Below are 17,293 nucleotides of genomic sequence, written 5' to 3' on the forward strand. Positions count from 1 at the left end.
GGGCGGGGCGGGGCCCGGCCGGACGGGGGTCGTAGGCTTGGAGGCATGGGAGAGCAGTCGAACACCGCGGAACCCGTCGAGCAGATCTGCGAGGTCTCCGCCGACCCCGAACAGGCGCTGCGCGGGCTGCAGGCCGGCGGCCCGGGGGAGCGGGCCGCGTGCGTGCTCTGCGGCGAGCGGACCGAGTACCCGGCCGGGACGCCCGGCAGCACGCTCTGCCCCGTCTGCACCTGGCAGCAGGCCCAGCGCGCCGCGTGCTCCGGCTGACGGCAGCTCAGGCCGCCCGCCGATGACCGCCACCGTCGCCGCGCCCGACACGGGCCGGTTGCAGCGCCCGCACGCCCGCCTCGCGTACACCGCCACCGGCCGCGGGCCGCTCGCCGTGCACGCCCACGGCGCGCTGTCCAGCCGCGCCCACGAGCAGCGCGCCGGACTGTTCGACTGGACGCCCGTCACCGCCACCCACCGGCTGGCCCGGTACGACGCCCGCGGGCACGGCGAGTCCACCGGCCGGGCCGAGCCCGCCGACTACAGCTACCCGTCGCTGGCCGCCGACCTGCTCGCCCTGTGCGACCACCTCTCGCCCGACGCCCCCGTCACCGGCCTCGGCGCGTCCATGGGCACCGCCACCGTGCTGTGGGCCGCGCTCGCCCGCCCCGAACGCTTCGACCGGCTGGTGCTCGCCATCCCCGCCGTCGCCTGGGAGGCCCGCACCGCCCGGCGCAGCGGCCTGCGGGCCGCCGCCACCCTGGTGGAACGGCGCGGCCGGGGCGCGCTGGACGCCGCCGCGCGGATCTCCGGCCCGCCCGCCGTCCTCGCCGAAGTCCCGCAGTACACCACCGAGTTCGACCTTCCGGAAGCCCTTCTCCCCGCCGCTCTCCGGGCCGCCGCCGACGCCGACCTGCCCACCCCCGAGACCCTCCGCACCCTCCCGCACCCCGTTCTCCTGCTCGCCTGGCCCACCGACCCCGTCCACCCCCTCAGCACCGCCCACACCCTCGCCGCCCACCTCCCCGCCGCCCGCCTGCACATCTCGAACACCCTTGCCGAAGTCCGGAATTGGGGCCGCATGGCGGCCCGGTTCCTGGCGGAGGGAGAGCCGCCCGGGCGCGATCGAGGTCCCCGGCCCTGAGCCGGAGTGGCGCACCGCGCCGGGGTACCCGCCCGGCCCCGGGGCCGAGCCACCGTCAGGCGTCCTCGCGGGTGGTGTGGTGGACGGTGGAGCCGTGGCGGTGCTTGCGGACCAGGAGCTGGGCGGGGATGCGGGTGCGGAGGTCGGCGACGTGGCTGACGATGCCCACGGCGCGGTCCCGTTCGCGGAGCGAGTCGAGGACGTCCATGACCTCTTCGAGGGTGTTCTCGTCGAGGGTGCCGAAGCCCTCGTCGATGAACAGGGTGTCCAGCGGCATGCCGCCGGCCTCGTCGGTGACCACGTCGGCGAGGCCGAGGGCGAGGGCGAGGGAGGCGAAGAAGGACTCGCCGCCGGAGAGGGTCGCGGTGTCGCGTTCGCGGCCGGTCCAGGCGTCGACCACGTGCAGGGAGAGGCCGGAGCGGCGGGTGCCGGCCACCAGGCCGTCGCTGTGCACCAGGGTGTAGCGGCCTCCGGACATCTTCAGCAGCCGCCGGCTGGCCGCCGCGGCGACCTGCTCCAGGCGGGCGGCCAGGACGTACGACTCCAGGCGCATCCGCAGCGCGTTCTCCGCCGGGGCGCCCGCCAGCAGCGCGGCGAGCCGGCTGATCCGGGCGTACGCGTCCAGGACGGGGGCGAGGGCGTCGGCGAGCGCGGCCAGGGTGCGGCCGATCCGGGCGAGTGCCTCGATGCGGTCGACCGCCGTGCGGTGCGCGGCGTCGGCGGCCCGCAGCCGGGCGGTGGCGTGCTGCTCGGCCGAGCGCGCGGCCTCGGCGGCGGCGGGCGGGCGTTCGGCGGCAGCCAGCAGCTCGGGGTCGGCCAGCCGGGCCGCGGCCTGCTCCAGCGCGGCGTCCAACTGCTCGAACTTCCGTTGCAGGGACTCACGTTCGGGGGCGGGCAGGGCGGCCGCGGCGAGCGCGGGCAGGTCGGTGAAGCCGGCGGCCAGGGCCGCGCGTTCCAGGGCGGTGGTCGCCTCGGCGAGCCGGTCGGCGGCGTCGGCGGCGGTGCGGGCCGCGTCCAGCACGGCGGTGACGGCGGCGCCGAGCTCGGCGACGGCGGCCGCCCGGGCGGCGACCGACGGGGCGTCGCCCCGGGCGGCGGCGATCCGCCCGGCCAGTGAATCGACTTCGAGGCTCAGCGCGCCCAGCCGGTCGGCCAGCACCGCGCCGCGCTCACCGGCCCGCCGCAGCCGCTCCCGGCGGGCCTCGCGCTCGCGCTCCAGCCGCTCGATCTGCTGCCCGAGCGGCACCAGCCGCTCCGCGGTGTGCAGGGCGGCGCGCCGCTGCGCGCCCAACTCCTCGATCTCGTCTTCGAGTTCGGCGACACTTCGGCCGCCCGCGGCCACCTCGGCGGCCGCCGCTTCGGCCCGTAGCGTGCCCAACCTGGCGTTCACCGCGTCGAGTTCGGCCTCGGCCTCGCGCTGGGCGGCGCGGGCCCGCTGCTCGTCCGCGGCGGTGACCGGGTCGGCGGCCGGGCGGGCCGGCTCCGGGTGCTCGGGGGAACCGCACACCCGGCAGGGCGTGCCGTCCGCCAACTGGGCGGCCAACTCGGCCGCCATGCCGGCCAGTCGGCGCTCCTGCAGGTCGAGGGTGCGGGCCCGGGCACGCTGCGCGGCGTCGGTCCCGGCCCGGGCCTCGTCCTCGGCGGCCGCCCGGGCGGCGAGCAGCTGCGCGTGGCGGCGGGCCGCGTCATGCCGGGTGGTCAACTCCCGCTGCCGGGTGTCGATCAGGTCGAGCCCGGCGTGTGCGTCACGAGCCGCCTCCAGGTCGGCGTGCAGCTGCTTCAGCTGGCCGTCGAAGCCCGCGAGCCACTCCTGCGACTCGTCCGCCAGGTCGTCGGCCCGCTCCCGCTCGGCGGTCAGCTCCACCCGCTCGGCGGTCAGCCGCCGGTGCCGCTCCTCGTCCGCCCCGGCGGCCTCCAGCCGGGTCAGCTCGGCGCGCAACGCGCTCTCGGCGGCCGCGAGTTGCGGGGTAGGGGCGAGGTGGGTCAGGGGTGCGCCGGCGGGCGGCGGGAAGTGGGTGAGCAGGGCGGCCAGGGCGGTCCGGCGGGCGGCCTCGGACTGGGCGGCCGCCCGGTGGCCGGCGGCGGCGGAGTGGTGCAGGGAGCGCAGCGGGGCGAGCGTCTCGGCCGCCAGCGCCGCGGCGAGCCGGGCCCGGTCGGCGGTCGACCCGGTGGCGGCGGCGGTGAGCCGGAGCCGGTCGTGCTGCGCGGTACGGTGCCGGTGCTGACGGTCCGCCAGGGTGGCCTCGGCGTCCGCCCGTTCGCGCGCCGCGGTGTGCGCGGTCTCGGCGGCGGCCAGCGCCAGCGCGGTCGCGGTGGCGCGTTCGGCGGCGGCGCCGCGCAGCATCGCCGCCCAGGCCAGGGTCTCGCCCACCGCGGCGTCCTCGCCCGGCCGGTGCGCGGCGGCGTCCGCGGCGAGCGGGCCGGCGGCCTCCTCGGCGCGGGCCGCGAGGTCGCGCAGCTGCTGTCGCCCGGCCTGGACCTGCTGCTCCTGGCGCAGCCGGCGGTCGGCCGTCCAGCGCTCCAACTGCTCGAAGCGGCCGGTGTCGAAGAGCCGGCCGAGCAGCTCGGCGCGCTGTTTGGAGTCGGAGCGCAGGAAGCGCGCGAAGTCGCCCTGCGGGAGCAGCACCACCTGGCAGAACTGGTCCCGGCTCATGCCGAGCAGGCGGGTCAGCTCCTCGCCGGCCTCCTGGTGGGAGCGGCTGACGGCCACCCAGCCGGGCTCGCCCGACCCGGCGTCCGCGGCCCACTCGCGCAGCAGCGTCTGCGCCTTCTCGACGGTGTACCCGGAGCCGCGCTTCTTCGGCCGGGACTGCTCCGGGCTGCGGGTGATCTCCAGCCGCCGCCCGCCGAGCGTCGCCTCCAGCACCACCTCGGTGCGCCGGTCCGGGCCGGCGTGGTCGCTGCGGACGCCGTTGCTGCGCCGGGTGCCCGGCAGTTCGCCGTACAGGGCGTAGCAGACCGCGTCCAGCACGCTGCTCTTGCCGGCGCCGGTCGCCCCGCGCAGCAGGAACAGGCCGGACGCGCTGAGCCGGTCGAAGTCGACCCGCTCGGTGGACGCGAACGGGCCGAAGGCGGTGACGGTGAGCTGATGCAGCCTCATCGGGCGGACTCCAGGGGCGACCGGGGGTGCGTCATCGGGCGTTCTCCTCGGCCCGTGCGGCCGCCGTGCGGCGCACCGACTCCAGGCCCTCCAGCAGCCAGGCGTGCTCGCTGCCGTCCAGCTCCCGGCCCGGGCGGACATGGGCGACGAAGCCCTCCACCACCTCCTGGTCGGTGCGCCCGCTGACCCGCTGCGCGTACGACGGCGCCGCGCCCTGCTCGCCGCCCTCGGGCTCGAACAGCAGCTGCAGGGTGTGCGGGAAGCGGGCGCGCAGCCGCTCCATCGGATCGGCGGGCCGGACCGGGTCGGTGATCGTGGCCTGCACCCAGCAGTCGCGCGCCCACTCGTGCCGGTCGGCGGAGACCAGCTCGTCGAGGGGGCCGCGGAGCTGCGCGAGCCGCCGCGGCACCGGGCAGGTGATCCGGCGGGCCTCGACCTCGCCGGCGGCGTCCAGGTCGACCAGCCACATGGACTTCTCGTGCTGGGTCTCGGAGAACGAGTACGCCAGCGGGGAGCCCGAGTAGCGCAGGTGCGGGGCGAGGGTCTGGCAGCCGTGCAGGTGGCCGAGCGCCACGTAGTGCACGCCGTCGAAGACCGCCGACGGCACGCTCTGCACGCCGCCGACAGCGATGTCCCGCTCGCTGTCGCTCGCCGCGCCGCCGGTGACGAAGGCGTGCGCGAGGACCACCGCGCGGGTGCCCGCGGGGCGGGCGGCGAGGTCGGCGCGGACCGCGTCCATCGCGGCGGCCAGCACCTGCTCGTGGCCGCCCTTCGCCAGGCCGAGGCGCTCGCGCACCAGCGCGGGCTCCAGGTACGGCAGGCCGTAGACGGCGACCGGGCCGTGCCCGTCGCGCAGCAGGACGGGCACGGCGAGGGCGCCCGGGTCGGTGCGCAGGTGGATGCCGGCCCGCTCGATCAGCCGGGAGGCGACGCCCAGCCGGCGGGCCGAGTCGTGGTTGCCGCTGATGAAGACCGTCGGGACGCCGTGCTCGGACAGCCGCCACAGCACGTCGTCGAAGAGCGCGACGGCCTCCAGCCCGGGCAGCGCCCGGTCGTACACGTCGCCCGCGACCAGCACCGCGTCCACCCGCTCGGCGACGGCGGTGGCCACCAGGTGGTCCAGGAACGCGCGCTGCGCCTCGTGCAGGTTCTCGCGGTGGAAGGATCGGCCCAGGTGCCAGTCCGAGGTGTGCAGCAGCCTCACGTCACTCCTCGTCGACTCCGTGGTGGTCCGGCCATCGTCGAGTATCACAGGTGCGGGTGACAGCGCCGGGACGGGAGGGACGAAAACGAAGAAAGGGACGAGGGGGAGGGGAGGGGCCGTTGGTGGTCCGGCCGTCGTCGAGTATCACAGGTGCGGGTGACAGCGCCGGGACGGGAGGGACGAAAAGGGAGGAAGGGACGAGGGGGAGGGGAGGGGCCGTTGGTGGTCGGGCCGTCGTCGAGTTTCACGGTGACGAGTGACAGCACCGGGACGGGAGGGAGGAAAAAGGGAAGGAAGGGAGGAAGGGGCGGGGCGGGGTGGGGGAGGTCCGCGGGGTGTCGGGGGAGGTGACCCGGGTGGCGGTCGGGGCTGTTCATCGGTCGGGTGTTCGGGGAAGATCATCAGGTGGCGGCCGTGAGCCCGGGAGAGCGGAAGGAGTGGGATGGGCATCGAATTCAGCCCGGAGATCTCCGAACTGCTCGGGCGGGTGCGGCGGCGGCCGAACGCGGGGTGGCCGTGGCGGCCGGGCGAGTCGGTGCCGGCGGGGCTGCCCGTGAAGCAGTCCTGGGGGTGGCTGTTCGCGCCGGACGGTCGGGTGCTGACGCTGGTCAACCCGCGCGACGGGATCGTCAGCCTGCCGGGGGGTTCGCTGGAGCCGGAGGACGCCGGGGACCCTGGTTCGGCGCTGGCCCGGGAGGCGGGCGAGGAGGCGCAGGCGGTGATCGGTCCTGCCGTGTACCTCGGGTACCTGTACGACCGGGTCGGGTCGGCGAACGGCGGCCACGAGTGCGCGCGGGTGCGGATGGCGGCCGCGCTGCACGGGGTGGGGGCGTCGGCGCCCGACCCGGCGTCGGGCCGGCACTACCGGCGGCTGCTGGTCGCGCCGGGGCTGGCGGTGGAGCTGCTCGGGTGGGGGCTGCCGGGTCTGCGGCAGGCCCGGGCGGCGGTGGCGGCCGCGGTGGCGCTGTGGGGTGTTCCGGCGCTGGCGGTGGAGACGATCGAGGAACTTCCGGCCGCCGGTTGCCGCCTGCGCTGAGCGCGGCGGCCGATACCCGGGCCGGTATGCCGATCTGACGATCCGGTGGTCGATCGATGACCCGTTGCTATTTGTGCAGCCCAGGTCAGGAGTGGGTCTTCGCGCGTAGCGGCCGTTGGGGTCACGTTCGATGAGTGTTCGTCAATTTCTTTGGCATGACCGCTTCCCCGCGAGGCTACTGGCTGGTATCCAATGTGTGGCCTACGTCACTCCCCGGCCTTGGTCACTCACTGGAGGATCGATGTCTCGCGTCCGTGCTGTCTCCGTCGCGCTCACCGCGGCAGCCCTGTCCATCACCACGCTCGCCGCCGCCACCGAGGCGAGCGCCGCCGGCGTCAACTACGTCGCGCTCGGCGACTCGTACTCGGCGGGCGTCGGGTCCGGCAGCTACACCAGCGCCAGCGGGAGCTGCTCGCGCAGCACGAAGGCGTACCCGCAGCTGTGGGCCAACGCCCACGCGCCGTCCTCGTTCTCGTTCGTCGCCTGCTCGGGCGCCGTCACCGACGACGTGGCCAACAACCAGCTGAGCGCGCTGACCAGTTCGACCACGCTGGTGTCGATCACCATCGGCGGCAACGACGCGGGCTTCGCCTCGACCATGCAGACCTGCGTGCTGAACAGCGAGAGCTCCTGCCTGAGCGCGGTGAACGCGGCCAAGAGCTTCGCCACCAACACGCTGCCCGGCAAGCTCACCAGCCTGTACGGCAAGATCAAGGCCAAGTCGCCCAACGCCCATGTGGTGGTGCTGGGTTACCCGCACCTGTACAAGGTCCCGGGCAGCTGCATCTTCGGCATCTCGGACACCAAGCGGACCGCGATCAACAGCGCCGCGGACACCCTCGACACGGTGATCTCCAAGGCGGCGGCCTCGGCCGGCTTCACCTACAAGGACGTCCGGACGGTGTTCGCGGAGCACGAGATCTGCGGCTCCTCGACCCAGTGGCTGAACAGCACCTCGCTGCCGATCAGCGACAGCTACCACCCGAACGCCACCGGCCAGGCCAACGGCTACCTGCCGTCCTTCGCGGCGGCCGCGTGAGCGTAGCCCGGCGGTAGCGTCCGTGGGGGACGAACGAGCCGGTGGCCGGGCCCGTGGGAGGGGCCCGGCCACCGGTGTCGTGGGGGAGCGGCGCGGCTCAGCGCAGGTAGTCGCCGAGCGCGGCGGGGGTCAGTCCGGCCGCCCGGGCCGCGTCCAGCGCGCGCTTGAGGTCGCTCGCCAGGGTGTCGGTGAAGTGCAGGATGATGATGTCACCGGGCTGCAGCGCACCGCCACGGTAGACGGTGGAGGCACCCCAGCCGAAGTCGGCGGTGGCGGTCACCAGGTACCGCATGCCGCAGTTCGCGGCGGCCTGCTGGGTGTCGGCGTTCCAGGCGAAGTACGGCGGGCGGAACAGCGTCGGGGTGGTGCCGTAGCGGGCGGTGACGGCGTCCCGGGCGTCGCAGATCTCGGCCTGCTGCTCGGCGGGCGGAAGGGTCGTCAGGTCGCGGTGCGAGACGCTGTGGTCCTGCACGGCGGAGCCGGGGGCGGCGGTGACCCGGCTGAAGTAGTCCGGCTCGAACCCCTCCGGCATCGGCAGCGGGAACGCGGTGACCGGGACCTGCTGATCGGCGATCAGCTGCGCCGCCTCGGAGGTGCGGGTCCAGCCGTCGTCGATGGTGATGAAGACGACCTTGTCCTCGGTCGGCGCGTTCCAGGTGGCGTGCGCGGGGGCGGGCGAGTCGCCGGTGACCTCCACGTCGTCGACCCCGATCGGGCCCTGCCCGTACCAGCCGTGGACGTAGAGCTGCACCGAGGAGGTGCTCGGGCCGGTGGTGAAGGTGGTGGACAGCTGCTGCCAGCCGGCGCCGGTGGACGGCGTCCAGGCGGGGGCCACGTCGTGGCCGGTGCCGGTGGCGCCGAGGAAGGCGTACGAGCCGTGCACCCAGGCGCGGTAGGTGTAGGTGGTGCCGGGGCGGACCGCCAGGGTCTGGGTGCACTGGGCGTTGGAGTCCGGGGCCGCAGGGGTGACCGTCAGGGCGGAGGCGCCGGTGCGGGCGGCGGCGGTGACCGCGCCCTCGCCGGGGGCGCAGTGCCAGCCGGGGATCGAGCCCCAGTCGGCGAGCGGCAGGGTGGGGATCTCGAAGCCGGGGTTGGTCGCCAGGTTCGGCAGGTTCGGCGCGGTGGCCGGGGCGTCCGCGTGCGCGGCCGGAGCGCTGACCAGGGCGGCCAGCACGGTGGCGGTGGCGGCCGCGGCGAGCGCGCGGACCGGGCGGCGGGCAAAGCGGCGTGCGGAACTGAGCACGGATCAACTCCAGTGTGGGGGTGGAGAGAAGGCGTGACTCCCGGAGGGGGCGGGGGTCGGTCGCGGCCCTGCCGCACCAGGCCGGTGCACACAATGGACTGGACCAATCCCGGTGGTCAAGCGAAATCGTCGGAGATCAGTCAACCGGCGTAGAGCTCCTCGATGTCGGCCGCGTAGCGCTCCGCCACCGCGGCCCGGCGGATCTTCAGCGAGGGCGTCAGCAGCCCGTCCTCCAGCGAGAACTCCCGCGGCAGCAGCCGGAACGCCCGGATCGACTCGGCCCGCGACACCGTGGTGTTCGCCGCCGCCACCGCCCGCTGCACCTCGTGGTGCAGCTCCTGGTCGGACAGCGCCTGCCAGACCTCCAGCTGGGCCCGCCCACGGGCCTTGAGCCAGTGCGCCAGCGCCGTCGGGTCCAGCGTGATCAGCGCCGCCACGTACGGCCGGTTGTCGCCCACCACCAGGCACTGCGCGATCAGCGGATGGGTGCGCACCCGCTCCTCCAGCACCGCGGGCGCGAGGTTCTTGCCGGAGGAGGTGACGATCAGTTCCTTCTTGCGGCCGGTCAGCGTCAGGTAGCCGTGCTCGTCCATCGATCCGAGGTCCCCGGTGGCCAGCCAGCCCCGGTACAGCGCCTCGTCCGAGCAGCGCGGGTGGTTCAGGTAGCCGGAGAACACGCCGTCGCCGCGCACCCACACCTCGCCGTCCTCGGCGATCACCACCGCGGCGCCCGGCAGCGGACGGCCCACCGTGCCGAAGCGGGGCCTGCGCGGCGGGTTCGCGGTGATCGGCGCGGCCGTCTCGGTCAGCCCGTAGCCCTCGTACACCGTCATCCCGGCGCCGGCGAAGAACAGGCCCAACTCGCGCCCCAGCATGGAGCCGCCGGACATCACCGCGCGCACCCGGCCGCCCAGCACCGCCCGCACCCGCTGGTACACCAGCCGCTCGTACGCGGCGTGCCGCACCCGCAGCGCCGGGGACGGGCCCGGGCCCTCCCGGTGCGCCCGGCGCTCCCAGGCGGCCGCCCACTCCACCGCCACCCGCTCGGCCTGGTCGAACACCTCCAGCTTGCCGGCCGACTCGGCGGCCTCCCGGGCCCGGCGGTGGATCTTCTCGAAGATGTACGGCACCGCGTGCAGGAAGGTCGGCCGGAACGCGGCCAGGGCCGGCAGCAGGCTGTCCGCCGACACCTTCCCGTGGTGCCCGATCCGGATCCCGCCGCGCACCGCCACCACCTGGGTGATCCGCCCGTACACGTGCGCCAGCGGCAGGAACAGCAGGGTCGCGGCCTGCCCGCCGCCGGTGTCCCGGAACACCTCCTCCCAGCCCGCCAGCAGCGCATCCGCCACCGACGCGAGGTTGCCGTGGGTCAGCAGGCAGCCCTTCGGGCGGCCGGTGGTGCCGGAGGTGTAGATGACGGTGGCGAGCGAGTCCGGCGTCACGCCGACCCGCTGACGGTGCACCAGCGCGTCCGGCACGCCCCGGCCGTCCGCCGCCAGCTGCGCCACGCAGCCCCGGTCGAGCTGCCAGATGCCGGTCAGCTCCGGCAGCGCGTCGCACACCGCGCCGACCGTCATCGCCTGGTCCTCGTCCTCCACCACGCAGGCCACCGCCGCGGTCTCGGCCAGGATCCAGCGGACCTGCTCGGCGGCGGCCGTCGGGTACACCGGCACCGGGATCGCGCCGATCGACCAGAGTGCGTAGTCGAACAGCGTCCACTCCCAGCGGGTCGCCGACATCACCGCGACCCGGTCGCCGTAGCGCACCCCGCGGGTCAGCAGACCCTTCGCCAGCGCCAGCACCTCGTCCCGGAACTGAGCGGCCGTCACCGGATGCCAGGCACCGTCCACCTGTCGGGACAGCTGCACCAGCCGCGGCTCCCGCTCCGCCCGGTCGAACACCGAGTCGGCCAGGCCGCCGGTCACCCCGGCGCCGAGCGCGGGGCTGCTGAACTCTCGCACGGTACCCCCGATCCCGCCGATCCCGCGCCGGCGCGCACGGCCGGAAAGCGGTACCCGCGAAGCTACCCGATCGGCGCGGCGCTGCCCAGAGTCACCGGCCGACGACACCCCGCACCGGAGACAGTGCCGCAGGTCCAGGCCATGTCGGGGCGCGGTGGGGAAATTCGAGGACGATCCGGACAACAGCCGATCACGATGCACTTCCACCCTACGAACGGATGGTCAGGAAGTAGTAGGCTCGCGGCTCTCGTACCCACCCGTGCCCCGCCACGCCCACGCCCGCTCGTGCCCGGTGACCTTCCCGACCGAGGACCACTAAGGACCCACATGCGCCTGCGCCGCAGCTCGATCCGCGCGAGGATCATCGCGCTGCTCCTGGTGCCGATCACGGCGCTCAGCGGGCTGTGGGTGTACTCGACCCTCATCACCACCGGCGACGTGTGGAGCCAGCTCGACCTCAGCTCCACCTACCAGGCCTTCGGCGACCCGGCCGACCAGTACGTGGCCGACCTGCAGGCCGAACGCGCCACCGCCGTGCTCCGCCTCGCCAACCCGGCCGACCAGGGCTTCGTCTCCGACTACGCCAAGGCGCAGACCAACACCGACCGCCACCTCCAACTGCTGCGCTACGAGGGCAGCAGCGGCGACGCCGGCAAGCTCGACGCCGACCAGCGCGCCCGCTACCTCGACATGCTGACCGCCGCCGACGAGCTCACCGCCGTCCGCGCCCGGATCGGCCAGCAGCGGCAGAGCTGGGACGGCGCGCTCAAGGACTACAGCGACCTGATCACCCCGGTGTTCGCCTTCCGGTCCTCGTTCATCGCCAACCAGACCGGCACCCTGCCCCGGCAGGGCACCATCCTGATCGAGCTCACCCGGGCCGGCGAGTACCTCTCCCAGGAGACCGCCGCGATGCGCGCGCTGCGGGCCGGTCCGCAGGCCGTCGCCAACGACCCGCGCAAGCAGCAGGTCGCGCTCGACGCCATGCACGCCCAGCAGGCGCTGTTCCGGGTCTACATCGCCGAACTCGACCCGCAGGACCAGAGCGACTACAACGACCTGCGCACCGGCCCGACCTGGAGCCAGCTCACCACCGCCGAGACCGGCTTCGACAAGGCCTCCGACCGGGCCGGCGAAGTCCGCGGCGGCCCCGTCGACGCCTGGGGCGACACCGCCGACCAGGTGCTCAGGGACCTCGACTCGATCAACGGCCGGCTCGCCAACAAGATCGGCGACCAGGCCCGCGCCTACGCCGTCAACTCCCTGCTGCGCGGCGGCATCGCCGGCCTGATCGGCCTCGCCGCCGTGGTCGTCTCGATCATCATCTCCTACCGCACCGGGCGCCGGCTGGTCCGCGAACTGGTCGGCCTGCGCAACGCCGCCGGCGACCTGTCCGCCACCCGGCTGCCCTCGGTGATGCTCCGGCTGCGCCGCGGCGAGCCCGTCGACGTGGTCGCCGAGGTCCCCCAACTGGAGTTCGGCGCCGGGGAGATCGGCCAGGTCGGCCGGGCCTTCAACGAGGTCCAGCGGGTCGCCGTCGAGGCCGCCGTCGAACAGGCCGAACTGCGCCGCGGCGTCTCCGCGGTCTTCGTCAACCTGGCCCGCCGCTCCCAGGTGCTGCTGCACCGTCAGCTCACCCTGCTCGACACCATGGAGCGCCGCACCGAGAACCCGCGGGAACTCGAGGACCTGTTCCGCCTCGACCACCTCACCACCCGCATGCGCCGCCACGCCGAGGGCCTGATCATCCTCTCCGGCGGCTCGCCCGGCCGCGCCTGGCGCAAGCCGGTCCGGATGGTCGACGTGGTCCGCGCCGCCGTCGGCGAGGTCGAGGACTACGCCCGGGTCATCGTCCGGCCGTTCCCCGGCACCGGCCTGCTCGGCAGCGCCGTCGCCGACGTCACCCACCTGGTCGCCGAACTGGTCGAGAACGCCACCGTGTTCTCGCCGCCGCAGACCCAGGTCACCGTGCAGGGCGAGGTGGTCGCGCACGGCTTCTGCCTGGAGATCGACGACCGCGGCCTCGGCCTGAGCGAGCAGCACCTCGCCGACATCAACCAGCGCCTCGCCGTGGAGCAGGAGTTCGACCTCGCCGACACCGACCGGCTGGGCCTGTTCGTGGTCTCCCGGCTGGCCCGCCGGCACGGCATCCGGGTCCACCTGCGGCCCTCCCCGTACGGCGGCAGCTCCGCCGTGGTGCTGATCCCGCGCGAACTGCTCGCCGAGGCCGTCGAGATGGCGCCCGAGGGCACGCGCCCCACGGTCGACGACACCCACCGGCGCGCCCCCGGCGCGGTCGAGGCCGGCCGCCAGCACGGCGCCCACGCCGCGCCCGCCGCGCCGCAGGCCAAGCCGCTCGGCGGGCCCCGGCCGTCCGCCGCCGCACCCTCCACCACCCCCGGCGGGCTGCCCCGCCGCCGGGGCGGCGCCCCGGCCGAGGCCGCCTCGGGGACCGGCCGCCACCGGCGCGCCGAGGAAGCCGCCGCGGCGGCCACGACGGCGCCCGCTCCCGCCGCGGCGCCGGCCGCGCCCCGGCCGGGGCTCACCCCGATCGCCCCGCTCGAACCGGTCGGCCCGGCCGGGCCGGTGGCCGGCGGGCTGCTCCCGCGCCGGGTTCGGCAGGCCAACCTGGCGCCCCAACTGCGCGCCGAGACCGCCGGGGAGAGCACCGAGTCGGCGCGCGAGCGCAGCCCCGAGGAGGCCCGGTCCGCCTTCGCCTCCTTCCAGCGCGGCTTCGCCCGCGGCCGCGGCGACCGGCTGCAGCCCGCCTCGCTCACCGTGGTGCGCTCCGACCCGGAGGACGGCGAGCCGACGGCGCAGCCCGGACGCCCCGCTCCCGCAGCGCCGTTCCTGCCCGGCCAGCCGCGCCTGCGGGTCGCGCTGCCGTCCGCGCCGGTGCCGCACGCCCTGCCGCCCGCGCCCGTCCGCTCCGTCCCCCCGGCCCACCAGCCGCCGATCGCTCCGCCCGCACCGCCCGCACCAGCAGAAGGAACCGAATCATGACCGCAACAACACCGCCGTCCGGGGACCTCGACTGGCTCCTCAACGACCTGGTCGGCCGGGTGGCGACCCTTCGGCATGCGGTGATCCTCTCCAGCGACGGCCTGGCCACCGGCGTCTCCAGCGGCCTCGCCCGGGAGGACGCCGAGCACCTCGCCGCGGTCGCGGCGGGCTTCCACAGCCTCGCCAAGGGCGCCGGCCGGCACTTCCAGGTCGGCGGTGTCCGGCAGACCATGGTCGAGCTGGACGAGGCCTTCCTGTTCATCACCGCGGCCGGCGACGGCAGCTGCCTGGCCGTGCTCAGCGACGCCGAATCCGATGTGGGCCAAATCGCCTACGAGATGGCACTGTTGGTGAAGCGCGTCGGCGAGCACCTGGCCGCCGAGCCGAGGACCGAGACCACCCCGCCCGGGAGATGACCGACCGATGAGCGAGCCCGAGCCGACCGAGCCGACCGAGGCGCCCGCCCCGGCCGGCCGCACCGGAGCGAGCGCGGACGAAGGGTCGACCGACGAGCCGTCGGTCGACCTGTTCTCGCCCCGCACCCCGGTGGACGACCGCTGGTTCGACGACGAAGCCGGACCGGTGGTCCGGCTGTTCTCGATGACCAGAGGCCGTGCCCGCCCGGTCGAGGACGGCCTGTTCGACCTCATCTCGCTGGTCTCCGCCGCCGGGCCCGCGCCCGGCGGCCTCCGGGCCGACCTGGTGCTCGACCCCGAGCACCACGCCATCCTCGACCTCTGCCGCGACGAGCCGCTCAGCGTCGCCGAGCTGGGGTCGTACACCGACCTGCCGGTCAGCGTGGTCCGGGTCCTGCTCGGCGACCTCCACGACGCCGAGCTGATCAGCGTCACCCGACCCGTCCAGCTCGCCCACCAACCGGACGAGCGCCTGCTGCGAGACGTGATCAATGGCCTCCGTGCACTCTGACGCACCCTCACCCGCCCTCGCCCGCAAGGCTCCGTGGGCCACCAGCGCGGTCAAGATCCTGATCGCCGGCGGCTTCGGCGCGGGCAAGACCACCCTGGTCGGCGCGGTCAGCGAAATCCGCCCGCTGCGCACCGAGGAGGCGCTCAGCGAGCGCGGCCGCCCGGTCGACGACACCGCCGGGGTGGAGACCAAGCGCACCACCACCGTCGCGATGGACTTCGGCCGGATCGACCTCAGGCCCGGCCTCGCCCTCTACCTGTTCGGCACCCCCGGCCAGGACCGGTTCTGGTTCGTCTGGGACGAACTCGCCCGCGGCACCCTGGGCGCGGTCGTCCTCGCCGACACCCGCCGGCTCGCGGACTCCTTCCCCTCCGTCGACTACTTCGAGCAGCGCGGCATCCCCTTCGTGGTCGCCGTCAACTGCTTCGAGGGCACCGAGGTGTACGCCCCCGAGGACGTCCGCGCCGCGCTCGACCTGCCCGCCGGGGTGCCGGTGCTGCTGTGCGACGCGCGGCGGCGCGAGGACGGCAAGGAGCTGCTGATCCGGCTGGTCGAGCACGCGGCCGAGCGGGCCGGAATCCGGTTGTAGGCGACCCTTTGACGTCATCGCAGGTCGGAGCGGTGACGTCCGGATGGTGGACGGTTTCTGTCCCGCCCTGCGGACCGATGGGTGCGATGGGTTGCCTGGCGGGCACTCGGCGTGGAACGCTCGTACCCGTGCCCGCCGTTCGCTCGTCGCGGGCCGCCGACGACACACCCCGGGGGAGGAGCAACGCCATGACCGCAGACGTCCGGCTCGCCACCCTCCCCGTGCTGACGGTCCGTCGGTACATCGACCACGGTCTGATCTACAGCGCCTGCTGTCGCTGACGCGCCGCCGCCCCCGCTGTTCGCCCCGCGGGTGGTGGCGGCTCCGTGCGCCCCGCCGAACCCGCCGCGCCCTCCGGAGATCCGCCGTGCCCGCTCGCACCCTCCTCGAACCCTTCTGGCCCTCGCGCCAGGGCCACCACTTCGACCAGACCTGTCGGCGTGCGACCCGCGCCTCCCGGCCCTGAACACCGAGCACTGACCGACCGTCAGTCCCGGTGCGCCGGAAGCGCAGACGACGACCATCCCCCGCCCGTCACGCGCGAAAGAGTCTTCGACATGTCGTACGCCGCCACTGCCACCGTCACTGCCACCTCGACCCCGCACCTGCGAGCGGTCCGCTCCCTCCCCGCCCACCGGCCGCTCGCCGTTCCCGCCGCCGTCCCGGCCCCGGCCCCGGCGCCCGCCCCGGAGAGCCTGCTCGCCGGGCTGCAGGGCGGCGCCGCGGTGGTCGCCGCGCTGCCCCAGTCCGTGCTGTCGCAGGGGCTGTTGACGCAGCTCGGCGCCACCGCGAGCGCCCCGCTGGTCGGCTACCTGGTGCTGGTGCCCGCCGAGCAGCCCGCCCCCGCGGCCGTCCCCGCCGCCGTCTCGCCCAAGCCCTTCATCCGCCCCGCGGACAGCGGCATCTCGGTCGACCCGGACCGCCGCAACGCCTACGTCGACGGCTCCCTGCTCGACCTCACCTACCTCGAGTTCGAACTCCTCGCCCACCTCACCGAGCACCCGCACCGCGTCCACACCCGCGACCAGCTGGTCCACACCGTCTGGGGCTACGGCCACGTCGGCGACGGCCGCACCGTGGACGTCCACGTCGCCCGCCTGCGCCGCAAGCTCGGCGCCGCCTACCGCGACACGATCGTCACCGTCCGCCGCGTCGGCTACAAGTACGCGCCGGCCGCGTAGGGTCCGGGTCCTCCACCGGTAGCGCTTCGAAGTCCTCGGGTCCCCGGCCGCACGCGGCCGGGGACCTTCTGTGTCAGGGGCGCTGGTCCGGGGGGAGCAGGAGGATCGTCAGGGCCTGGGCGCAGGCGGTGGCGTGGGCGAGAGTGCGGGGGAGGGCGTCGTCGGTCAGGCGGGTGGGCGTGGAGCGGACGGCGAGGGCGAAGCGGGCGGTGCGGGTGTGGTCGAGGACGGGGACGGCGAGGGTGCGGACCTGGGGGGCGGACTCGCCGTCGTTGAGGGCGTAGCCGCGTTCCCGGGTGCGGGCCAGCTCCGCTTCGAGCGCGGCGGGTTCGGTGAGGGTCCGGTCGGTGTAGGCGGGGAGCGGGCCGTGCAGCGGGGGCTCGGTGGGTGAGGGCCAGGCGAGCAGCGCCTTGCCGAGCGCGGTGGAGTGCAGCGGGCGGCGCAGGCCGAGGCCGGTGGAGGGCAGCACCGAGCCGCCGACCAGGATGACCGCGTGCGGGCCGGAGCGGATGGCGAGGTCGGCGGTGGCGCCGGTGCGCCGGGCGAGCAGGGCGAGTTCGGGGGCGGCCAGGTGCAGACCTCGCTGGTGGAAGCTGAGTTGGCCGAGTTCGGCGACGGCCGGGCCGAGGCGGTAGCGGGCGGTGCGCTCGTCCTGATCGAGGAAGCCGGTGGCGACCAGCGTGCGGGCCAGGCGGTGCGCGGTCGACACCGACAGGCCCATCCGGCGGGCCAGTTCGGACGCGCTGAGGTCGGGCCCGTTGTCGTGGAAGCAGTGCAGCAGGCCGAGTGCCCGGTGGACCGCCTGCGCGCCGGCCGGCGGGGCGGGGAGGGTCGCGGGCATGGGGCCCTTTCCGGTCGGGGCGGCGGGGCGGCCGCGA

Annotated in this window: 14 protein-coding genes; 9 read left to right on the forward strand and 5 right to left on the reverse strand. The window is 75.2% G+C overall.

All coding sequences use genetic code 11. From position 1 onward, the window contains the following. The first annotated feature begins 45 nt into the window (after positions 1-45). Both BX266_RS29310 and BX266_RS29315 read left to right on the forward strand, forming a co-directional pair. The gene (locus BX266_RS29310) at positions 46-267 is read left to right on the forward strand and encodes a hypothetical protein (RefSeq protein ID WP_180290314.1); all 222 of its coding nucleotides are present in this window, start codon (positions 46-48) and stop codon (positions 265-267) included. A gap of 22 nt (positions 268-289) precedes the next feature. Beyond that, positions 290-1,132, forward strand: coding sequence for an alpha/beta fold hydrolase (locus tag BX266_RS29315; protein WP_099904663.1), 843 nt, complete (start codon positions 290-292; stop codon positions 1,130-1,132). A 55-nt stretch (positions 1,133-1,187) separates the two neighbouring features. Here the strand turns inward: BX266_RS29315 and BX266_RS29320 are convergent, their stop codons facing one another. Both BX266_RS29320 and BX266_RS29325 read right to left on the reverse strand, forming a co-directional pair. After that, positions 1,188-4,232, reverse strand: a complete 3,045-nt coding sequence (locus tag BX266_RS29320; RefSeq protein ID WP_099904665.1) for an AAA family ATPase — start codon at positions 4,230-4,232, stop codon at positions 1,188-1,190. A 31-nt stretch (positions 4,233-4,263) separates the two neighbouring features. Further along, on the reverse strand, positions 4,264-5,436 hold the full coding sequence (locus BX266_RS29325; RefSeq protein WP_099904667.1) for an exonuclease SbcCD subunit D: 1,173 nt from the start codon (positions 5,434-5,436) through the stop codon (positions 4,264-4,266). Between the two features lie 442 nt (positions 5,437-5,878). Here BX266_RS29325 and BX266_RS29330 point away from each other — a divergent pair, with 442 nt between their 5' ends. Continuing rightward, on the forward strand, positions 5,879-6,472 hold the full coding sequence (locus BX266_RS29330; RefSeq protein ID WP_218969278.1) for a hypothetical protein: 594 nt from the start codon (positions 5,879-5,881) through the stop codon (positions 6,470-6,472). A 241-nt stretch (positions 6,473-6,713) separates the two neighbouring features. Continuing rightward, a complete protein-coding gene (locus BX266_RS29335; RefSeq protein ID WP_099904669.1) occupies positions 6,714-7,511 on the forward strand; it encodes an SGNH/GDSL hydrolase family protein in 798 nt (265 codons plus the stop codon). A 97-nt stretch (positions 7,512-7,608) separates the two neighbouring features. Here BX266_RS29335 and BX266_RS29340 read toward each other — a convergent pair whose 3' ends face one another. Both BX266_RS29340 and BX266_RS29345 read right to left on the reverse strand, forming a co-directional pair. After that, the gene (locus BX266_RS29340; RefSeq protein ID WP_099904671.1) at positions 7,609-8,754 is read right to left on the reverse strand and encodes a polysaccharide deacetylase family protein; all 1,146 of its coding nucleotides are present in this window, start codon (positions 8,752-8,754) and stop codon (positions 7,609-7,611) included. A 140-nt stretch (positions 8,755-8,894) separates the two neighbouring features. Continuing rightward, positions 8,895-10,715: a long-chain fatty acid--CoA ligase gene (locus BX266_RS29345; protein WP_099904673.1), complete on the reverse strand. Its 1,821-nt coding sequence runs from the start codon at positions 10,713-10,715 to the stop codon at positions 8,895-8,897. Positions 10,716-11,042: 327 nt separating this feature from the next. Here BX266_RS29345 and BX266_RS29350 point away from each other — a divergent pair, with 327 nt between their 5' ends. The 5 genes from BX266_RS29350 to BX266_RS29370 all read left to right on the forward strand — a co-directional run bounded on the left by BX266_RS29350 (position 11,043) and on the right by BX266_RS29370 (position 16,415). Beyond that, a complete protein-coding gene (locus BX266_RS29350; RefSeq protein WP_180290656.1) occupies positions 11,043-13,718 on the forward strand; it encodes a nitrate- and nitrite sensing domain-containing protein in 2,676 nt (891 codons plus the stop codon). Then, positions 13,715-14,134 carry a roadblock/LC7 domain-containing protein gene (locus BX266_RS29355; RefSeq protein ID WP_099904677.1) on the forward strand — a complete coding sequence of 140 codons (420 nt, stop codon included), beginning with the start codon at positions 13,715-13,717 and terminating at the stop codon, positions 14,132-14,134. Before BX266_RS29350 ends, BX266_RS29355 begins: the two co-directional genes overlap by 4 nt. 7 nt (positions 14,135-14,141) lie before the next feature. Continuing rightward, a complete protein-coding gene (locus BX266_RS29360; protein WP_099904679.1) occupies positions 14,142-14,645 on the forward strand; it encodes a DUF742 domain-containing protein in 504 nt (167 codons plus the stop codon). Next, complete coding sequence (locus BX266_RS29365) at positions 14,626-15,234, forward strand: ATP/GTP-binding protein (protein ID WP_259464909.1); 609 nt, start codon at positions 14,626-14,628, stop codon at positions 15,232-15,234. Before BX266_RS29360 ends, BX266_RS29365 begins: the two co-directional genes overlap by 20 nt. A 557-nt stretch (positions 15,235-15,791) precedes the next feature. Further along, complete coding sequence (locus BX266_RS29370) at positions 15,792-16,415, forward strand: winged helix-turn-helix domain-containing protein (RefSeq protein WP_099904681.1); 624 nt, start codon at positions 15,792-15,794, stop codon at positions 16,413-16,415. Between the two features lie 73 nt (positions 16,416-16,488). Here BX266_RS29370 and BX266_RS29375 read toward each other — a convergent pair whose 3' ends face one another. Further along, positions 16,489-17,256, reverse strand: coding sequence for an IclR family transcriptional regulator (locus BX266_RS29375; protein WP_099904683.1), 768 nt, complete (start codon positions 17,254-17,256; stop codon positions 16,489-16,491). Positions 17,257-17,293: the final 37 nt, after the last annotated feature.

Source organism: Streptomyces sp. TLI_171 (assembly GCF_003610255.1).
In the GTDB taxonomy this organism is placed as follows: Bacteria; Actinomycetota; Actinomycetes; order Streptomycetales; family Streptomycetaceae; genus Kitasatospora.

What these genes read in the sequence shown, in the direction of transcription:
- BX266_RS29310 (WP_180290314.1), top strand. Translation starts at nt 46, where the DNA reads ATGGGAGAGCAGTCGAACACCGCGGAACCCGTCGAGCAGATCTGCGAG.
- BX266_RS29315 (WP_099904663.1), top strand. Translation starts at nt 290, where the DNA reads ATGACCGCCACCGTCGCCGCGCCCGACACGGGCCGGTTGCAGCGCCCG.
- BX266_RS29320 (WP_099904665.1), bottom strand. Translation starts at nt 4,232, where the DNA reads ATGAGGCTGCATCAGCTCACCGTCACCGCCTTCGGCCCGTTCGCGTCC.
- BX266_RS29330 (WP_218969278.1), top strand. Translation starts at nt 5,879, where the DNA reads ATGGGCATCGAATTCAGCCCGGAGATCTCCGAACTGCTCGGGCGGGTG.
- BX266_RS29335 (WP_099904669.1), top strand. Translation starts at nt 6,714, where the DNA reads ATGTCTCGCGTCCGTGCTGTCTCCGTCGCGCTCACCGCGGCAGCCCTG.
- BX266_RS29350 (WP_180290656.1), top strand. Translation starts at nt 11,043, where the DNA reads ATGCGCCTGCGCCGCAGCTCGATCCGCGCGAGGATCATCGCGCTGCTC.
- BX266_RS29355 (WP_099904677.1), top strand. Translation starts at nt 13,715, where the DNA reads ATGACCGCAACAACACCGCCGTCCGGGGACCTCGACTGGCTCCTCAAC.
- BX266_RS29360 (WP_099904679.1), top strand. Translation starts at nt 14,142, where the DNA reads ATGAGCGAGCCCGAGCCGACCGAGCCGACCGAGGCGCCCGCCCCGGCC.
- BX266_RS29365 (WP_259464909.1), top strand. Translation starts at nt 14,626, where the DNA reads ATGGCCTCCGTGCACTCTGACGCACCCTCACCCGCCCTCGCCCGCAAG.
- BX266_RS29370 (WP_099904681.1), top strand. Translation starts at nt 15,792, where the DNA reads ATGTCGTACGCCGCCACTGCCACCGTCACTGCCACCTCGACCCCGCAC.
- BX266_RS29375 (WP_099904683.1), bottom strand. Translation starts at nt 17,256, where the DNA reads ATGCCCGCGACCCTCCCCGCCCCGCCGGCCGGCGCGCAGGCGGTCCAC.